At 72.3% G+C, this 2,437-nt stretch carries 2 protein-coding genes; both read right to left on the bottom strand.

What is annotated here, in order from left to right; genetic code table 11:
• Nucleotides 1–1,994: condensation domain-containing protein (locus tag AC0NH5_RS42930; RefSeq protein WP_474414248.1), on the bottom strand; the 1,994-nt coding region annotated here is incomplete at its 3' end.
• On the bottom strand, nt 1,991–2,437 hold a 447-nt coding region (locus tag AC0NH5_RS42935), incomplete at its 5' end, for a phosphopantetheine-binding protein (protein ID WP_474414250.1). The genes AC0NH5_RS42935 and AC0NH5_RS42930, both read right to left, overlap by 4 nt.

Raw genomic sequence — 2,437 nt, forward strand, 5'->3', positions numbered from 1 at the left:
GCCCGGTGCGAAACCATCACACCCTTCGGCTTACCGGTCGACCCCGACGTGTAAATGATGTAAGCGAGGTCATCCGGTGAGATGTCGACCGGCTGCAGATCACCCTCCTGCTGGGAGGTGTCCAGATGCCACTGCGCGAGATCCGCCGGCAGGCCGGCGCCGAACTCGGGGGTGGTCACCACGGCGACGGCTCCCGCGTCCGCCAGCTGCGCCTGCCACCGCGCCGGCGGCTGCTGCGGGTCCAACGGCAACCACGCGCCACCCGCCTTCAGCACACCCAACTCGGCCACCGGCAGATCCGGCCCGCGGTCCAGCAGCACACCGACCACGTCACCCGGACCCACGTCGAACTTGCGCTGCAGCACGGCCGCTACCCGGTCCGATGCCTCGCCCAGGTCCGCATACGTCAGCTCCCGGCCGTCGTGGGTCACCGCGACGGCGTCCGGGCTGCGCGACACCCACCCGGCGACCAGGTCGTGCAGCAGCTGCGAACCGGCCCGGGTCACCGGCGCCGGGTTCCAGCCGCTGATCTCCGCCCATTCGGCGGGCGCCACCAACGGCAGGGAGGCCACCGTCGCCTGCGGGTCCGCCGTGCCCAGCCGCAACGCCCGCTCGAAGTGCCGCACCAACCGCAGCATCCGATCCTCGTCGAACAGCTCCGTGGAGTACTCGACCTGGACCTCGAGGCCCGCACCGGCCACGTTCTCGACGACGGTGACGCCGACGTCGAAACGGGCCTGCGTCTCGGCCACCTCGACCGCCTCGGTGCGCAGGCCCGGCAGCCGGAACCCGGCGTTGTTGGTGCCCGCGGCCTGCAACGTGAGGCTCACCTGGAACAGCGGGTTGCGTCCCGGCACCCGCTCGGGCTTCAGCGCGTCCACCACCATGCCGAACGGCACGTCCTGATGTCCGAGGGCGCCGAGCACGGAGTCCGAGCACCGCCGCACGACCTCGGCGAAGGTGGGGTCACCGTCCAGGCCCACACGCAGCACCGCGGTGTTGGCGAAGAACCCGACCAGCGGTTCGGTGTCGGTCTGGGTGCGGCCGGAGAAGACCGAGCCGACCACCACGTCGGTCTGCCCGCACCACCGCGACAGCACCGACACGAAGCCGGCGTGCAGCACCGCCAGCAGCGACACCTGCGACGATCGAGCCAGTTCACGAACCTTCGTGACCACGTCGATGTCCAGGTCGTGCCGCAGCAGCGCCCCGGCGCCCGTGGGGTTCGCCGGGCGCACCCGGTCGGACGGGAAGTCCAGCACCGGAGCGTCCGCGAGCCGCGTCCGCCAATAGTCGAGTTGCTCCTGGAGCTGGCTGCCGGTCACCTGCCGGCGCTGCCAGGCGGCGTAGTCGACGGGCTGGATCCGGGGCTCCGGCCGGGTCGAGCCGGCGCCGGTGCTCGCGGCCTCGTAGAGCGCGGCCAGGTCGTCGGCGAACACCCCGGCCGACCAGCCGTCGGTGATGATGTGGTGCAGCACCAGCACGAGGATGTGCTCGTCGGCGGCGAAGCGGACCAGGCCGGCCCGGAACAGCGGGCCGGCCGCCAGGTCGATGGGGCGCTGCGCCTCCTCGTCGATCAGCGCCGTCAGCCGCCCGGCGCGCTCCCCGGCCGGCAGATCCGACAGGTCGGTCGCCGCGAGAGGCCACCGCGGCGGGGCCGGGTGCACCTGCTGGAACGGAACTCCGGCGTCCGAGCCGAACACCGTGCGCAGACTCTCGTGCCGCTCGACCAGCGCGAGCAGCGCCCGCTCCAGCGCGGGCACGTCCAGGGCGCCGTGCAGCCGCAGGGCGATCGGGATGTGATAGACCGACGACCCCGGGTCCCACTGGTTCAGCAGCCACAGCGACTCCTGCTGGTACGACAGGACGTGCCGGTCGCCCCGGGGCACCACCTCGATGGGCTCCTGCCCGGCACGGGCGGCCGCCTGCCGGCGCTTGCGCAGGGCCAGCAGGGCACGCCGCTTCTCCTCGACGGTCATCGCCGTGGTGCTCACCGGGCCTCCTCGTTGAGCAGCCGGTCCAGCTCCTCCTCGGAGAGTTCGGCGATCTCCTCCGCGAGGGCCTCGTCGGCGGTCGCGGCGCGGTCGTGTTCCGCGTCGATCTCAGCGGCCAGCTCGGCCAGCACCGGCCGGGCGAAAAGCGTCCGCGGCTCGATGGCGACCTGCACGGCGTCGCGGATGCGAGCGATCAGACGGGTCGCCTGGAGGCTGTTGCCGCCGAGGTCGAAGAAGCTGTCCAGTACGCCGATCCGGTCCAGGGGCACGCCGAGCAGCTCGTGCCAGATGGCCGCGAGAGCCTTCTCGCTGTCGGTGCGCGGGGGCTGGTGCTGCCGGGCCACGCTGTGCGGCGCGGGCAGCCGTTTGTGGTCGAGTTTGCCGTTGGCGGTCAGTGGCAGCTCGTCCAGCTCGATCACCTGGGTCGGGACCATGTGCAGCGG

This window comes from Actinoplanes sp. 13, assembly GCF_056134165.1.